General features: G+C 62.1%; 4 protein-coding genes. 2 read left to right on the top strand and 2 right to left on the bottom strand.

The window, feature by feature from the left end; genetic code table 11:
- Both ACOZK4_RS08060 and ACOZK4_RS08055 read right to left on the bottom strand, forming a co-directional pair.
- Nucleotides 1–1,379 (bottom strand): amino acid permease (locus ACOZK4_RS08060; RefSeq protein WP_421591436.1); only part of this gene is annotated, 1,379 nt, incomplete at its 3' end.
- Nucleotides 1,380–1,498: 119 nt separating this feature from the next.
- Entirely contained in the window at nt 1,499–2,257 is a 759-nt protein-coding gene (locus tag ACOZK4_RS08055; RefSeq protein ID WP_421591435.1) for an N-formylglutamate amidohydrolase, read from the bottom strand.
- A gap of 247 nt (nt 2,258–2,504) precedes the next feature.
- Here ACOZK4_RS08055 and ACOZK4_RS08050 point away from each other — a divergent pair, with 247 nt between their 5' ends.
- Nucleotides 2,505–3,383 carry a MurR/RpiR family transcriptional regulator gene (locus ACOZK4_RS08050; RefSeq protein WP_409530355.1) on the top strand — a complete coding sequence of 293 codons (879 nt, stop codon included), beginning with the start codon at nt 2,505–2,507 and terminating at the stop codon, nt 3,381–3,383.
- A 100-nt stretch (nt 3,384–3,483) separates the two neighbouring features.
- Nucleotides 3,484–4,590, top strand: a complete 1,107-nt coding sequence (locus tag ACOZK4_RS08045; protein ID WP_313525780.1) for an ABC transporter substrate-binding protein — start codon at nt 3,484–3,486, stop codon at nt 4,588–4,590.
- Nucleotides 4,591–4,604 lie beyond the last annotated feature (14 nt).

The raw sequence follows: 4,604 nt of genomic DNA, 5'->3' as shown, positions 1-4,604 counted from the left end.
ATCGACAGGACGGCGAACAGCTTGAAGACGCCTTCACCGAGGTTCCACGGCCCCATCTTGTCCCACTTAGAGGTGCCCCAGGCGAAGAGGCCAAGCGCGATCGGGATCGCGAAGGAGAAGAACAGGAAGATGACCGTGCACGAGACGACGACGGTGTAAACGGGCGTCTCGCCGATGGAGACGAGCGACGAGCCCCAGACGAACAGGACCGAGAGGATCGAACCCGTCCAGATGGCGGCGACCGGCGTGCGGTAGCTCGGGCTGACCTTCGACAGGCCGCGCGAGAACGGCAGGCCGCCGTCACGCGAGAAGGCGAAGATCATGCGCGAGACGGAGGTCACCGTCGCAAGGCCGCAGAGCCACTGCGACACCAGGATGAGGAAGTAGAGGATGTCCTTGACGGTCGCGTTGACCTGCGTGTCCATCGCCCAGAAGAAGACGTTCCAGCCCTGCGCGGCGGCAGCGGCCATGCCATCCATCGTCGTGCCGTCGGCATTGGTGACGGAAGCCGGGATCAGCAGCACGAAGGAGCACAACATGATGTAGCCGAACAGCGCCGACCACAGAACGGACGAGACCATGCCGCGCGGAACCGAGGTTGCCGCCTTGACGGTTTCTTCCGAGGTATGCGCCGAGGCGTCATAACCGGTGATCGTGTAGATCGGCAGGAGCAGGCCGAGCAGGAACACCCAGGTGCCTGAGTTTTCCGGCCAGACATTGCCGCCGGCCGCACCGGAGAAGTTCGAGAAGGTGAAGAGGCGGCCGATATCGTAGCTGTCGGCGGCCGCAAGGCAGACGATGGCGAGCGCGATCGAGGTCGCGAAGATCAGGTAGCCGGAAAAATCCGTAAGCTTGGCGGTGAGGCCGATGCCCATATGGTTCACCAGGGCCTGCGCGCCGGTGATGACCGCCAGGAAGATGATCCGGGTGAGCGTCGTGTCTTCCATGCCGAAATACGGCGTGCCGAACGAACCCATGAAGAAATAGTAGGTGCCGACATTGATGGCGCCGAGAACGGTGACGAGGCCGAGCAGGTTGAACCAGGCGGTCAGCCAGCCGGTGAAGCGGTTGCCGAGGATGGAACCCCAGTGATAGAGGCCGCCGGCCGTCGGATAGGCCGAGCTGATCTGCGCCATGGCAACGGCGAAGACGAGGGAAACGAAGCAGCCGAGCGGCCAGCCGATGCCGATCGCGGCGCCCCCCGCGCCCGACGTGGCCTGCGCCAGCGAGTTGATGCCGCCGGAGAGAATGCAAATGATCGAGAAGGATACGGCAAAGTTCGAGAACTGGCTCATGCGCCGCTCGAGTTCCTGCGCGTATCCCATGGAATGCAGGACCTGCATATCCTCATGTTTATCGTTATCGGAATAATCTGACATGTTTTTCCCCTGTTCGACTGGTCTCTGGCGGAATTGCCGAGAGGCCGCCTGTGTCTGAGGCCCACGAAATGCGTGGGATATGCGCCGCGGCCATGCCGCTCCCCGGGTCTTTTTCTTGATTATGCGGCAGGAAGGCTCTCGGTGAGCAATCCCGCCAGATAGTCGGCCACGACCCCCTGGCCGACTTCGTCTCGGATGAGGTCGTTTCTGACCTCGATCATCACATTGGGCAGGCCGTTTGCCAGGCCATGTTCCCGAAGCGTGTGCGTCACGCCGTCTTCCGGCCCATAGGGCTCGTTGCGGCGAACGGTATAGAGACCCGCCGATTTGGCAGCGGTCAGCATGCCGTCGGCGATGCGCGTGTCGACATCGTGCAGGATGCCGATCTCGACCTCGCGCGGCTTGCCGAAATAGACGGGCGTGAAGCTGTGCATGGTCACGATGACGGGTGCCCTGCCCTCGGTGAGGCGGCTGCGCACCAGCTCGGCGAGCGTAGCGCGGAACGGCAGGTAGAGCGCTTCGGTGCGCGCATCGCGCGCCGCCTGGTCGAGCCCGGCATTGCCGGGCACATCGAAGACCTCGCTCTTTTCCGGCATGGCGGCGGGCGATTCCGGCGGACGGTTGCAATCGTAGACGAGGCGGGAAAAGCGCTGGAAAACCAGCGTCGCATCAAGGCTTTTCGCCATGCGGCGGGCAACGGCGAGCGCACCCGGATCCCAGGCGATATGGCTCGCCAGAGCCTCCTGCGAGAGGCCGAGCGTGCCGAGCGATTTGGGCAGAAGGCGTGACGCATGCTCGCAAACCAGGATGACCCGGCCGCGGGCAGACACGTTTTCAAGGGCGACAGGATCGCCCTCCTCTCCAGTCAGAATTCCCATAGCCTGATCCCCTCGACCGGCTTTTCATTTTACGCAACTCCGAGCGCAAAACCGCTTCGCACTTTTGCTGGAGCTGCTCTTATCATTAATGAAAAGAATTCTTCACGGATTTGCCGGTGTCAACGGGGTTTTGAAAAAATCTCTTCAAAAAAACATTTGACTCGAATTGTGACAGCGCGTTTTATCGTTTGAAACCCCGGCAAAGACCGGGGCGCAGGGGAATAACTTGACGCTCAACCAAGCATCCATGACGGTGTCGGATGTGATCGGTGCGCATTTCGACGCGTTGACCCGCGCCGAAAAGCAGCTCGCCGCATCGCTGCTCGACAACTATCCCGTCTCCGGCCTCGGCTCCATCACGACGGTGGCGGAAAACGCCGGCGTGTCGACGCCGACGGTTGCGCGCATGGTGCAGAAGCTCGGCTTTCGAGGCTTTCCGGATTTCCAGGCCCGCCTGCATCACGAGCTTGAAGCGACGCTGTCGAACCCGATCACCAAACACGATCGCTGGGCGGCGAATGCACCCGGCACGCATATCCTCAACCGCTTCGCCGACGCAATCATGACCAACCTGCGCCAGACGCTGTCGCAGGTGGAAACCGCCGAATTCGACGGCGCGGCCGCCCTCCTCGCCGACCGTCAGCGCAGCATCTACATCATCGGCGGCCGCATCACGAAGGCGCTGGCCGACTACCTGTTCACCCATCTTCAGGTCATCCGCCCGAACGTCACCCAGATCGCCTCCAATCCCAGTTCCTGGCCGCATTACGTGCTGAACATGAAGGCCGGCGACGTTCTGGTGATCTTCGATATCAGGCGCTACGAGCAGGAGATGGAGACGCTCGGCCGGGTTGCCCGCGAACGCGGTATCGAGATCATCCTGTTCACCGATCAGTGGGCCTCCCCCGTCGCCAAGGCCGCCGCCAAAATCTTTCGCGTGCATATCGAGGCGCCCTCGGCGTGGGACTCGTCCGTCGTGACGCTGTTCATCGTCGAGGCGCTGATCGAGGCCGTCCAGAGCTCGGGCTGGGAGGAAACCAGCGACCGAATGAAGACGCTGGAGGGCCTCTTCGAGGCCAGCCGGCTTTTTCGCAAACCGCGGCCGGAGGTTCCCGGCAAGCCCTAACAGCAATACGAAAAAACCGAAACAAAACTGTCACATAAGCTTCATACACCAGCAGTATCAGCTTCGCCGAAGTTGACTGACACACCAAAGGAGAACACCTGTGATGTCACATACGAAACGTCTGCTTTCGCTCTCCACGGCAATTGCGATTGCCATCCCCTCGCTCGCCTTCGCCGAGCCGAGCGCCGAGCTCATAGCAGCGGCGAAGAAGGAAGGCATGCTGACGACCATCGCACTGCCGCACGACTGGTGCGGTTACGGCGACGTCATTGCTTCCTTCAAGGCGAAGTATCCGGAAATCCAGGTCAACGAGCTGAACCCCGATGCCGGCTCGGCTGACGAAGTCGAAGCCATCAAGGCCAACAAGGACAATGCCGGTCCGCAGTCGCCCGACGTGATCGACGTCGGTCTCGCCTTCGGCCCGCAGGCCAAGGCCGAAGGCCTGCTGCAGCCTTACAAGGTCTCCACCTGGGACGAAATCCCGGATACCGTCAAGGATGCCGAAGGCTACTGGTACGGCGACTATTACGGCGTGATGTCGCTTCTGGTGAACAAGGACCTCGTCGCCAACACGCCGAAGGACTGGGCCGACCTCCTGAAGCCGGAATATGCCGGTCAGGTCGCTCTCGCCGGTGACCCGCGCGCCTCCAACCAGGCCATTCTCGCCGTTCTCGCCGCCGGTCTCGGCAAGGGTGCGAAGTCGGGCAAGGAAGCCGGTGAGGCAGGTCTCGCCTACTTCGCGGAAATGAACAAGGCCGGTAACTTCGTCCCCGTCATCGGCAAGTCCGGCACGCTCGCCCAGGGTTCGACCCCGATCGTCGTCGCCTGGGACTACAACGCGCTCGGCTGGGCCAAGACGCTGAACGGCAACCCGCCGACCGAAGTCGTCGTTCCTGCTTCCGGCGTTCTCGCCGGCGTCTATGTTCAGGGCATCTCGGCTTACGCGCCGCACCCGAACGCTGCCAAGCTGTGGATGGAGCACCTCTATTCCGACGAAGGTCAGCTCGGCTGGCTGAAGGGCTATTGCCACCCGACCCGCTTCAACGCCATGGTCAAGGCCGGCAAGGTTCCGCAGGACCTGATCGACGCCCTGCCGCCGGCAGCATCCTATGAAAAGGCCTACTTCCCGACGCTCGAGGAAGTCGACGCCAACAAGGCTGCCGTCACCGGCGCATGGGACAAGGTCGTCGGCGCGAACGTGCAGTAAGCGACATTCTTCGT

This window comes from Shinella sp. M27 (genome assembly GCF_049199905.1).
Taxonomy (GTDB): domain Bacteria; phylum Pseudomonadota; class Alphaproteobacteria; order Rhizobiales; family Rhizobiaceae; genus Shinella.
This window is presented reverse-complemented; position numbering and strand designations above follow the sequence as displayed.

Coding starts and splice junctions, on each gene's coding strand:
- ACOZK4_RS08055 (WP_421591435.1), bottom strand. CDS start 2,257: ATGGGAATTCTGACTGGAGAGGAGGGCGATCCTGTCGCCCTTGAAAAC.
- ACOZK4_RS08050 (WP_409530355.1), top strand. CDS start 2,505: ATGACGGTGTCGGATGTGATCGGTGCGCATTTCGACGCGTTGACCCGC.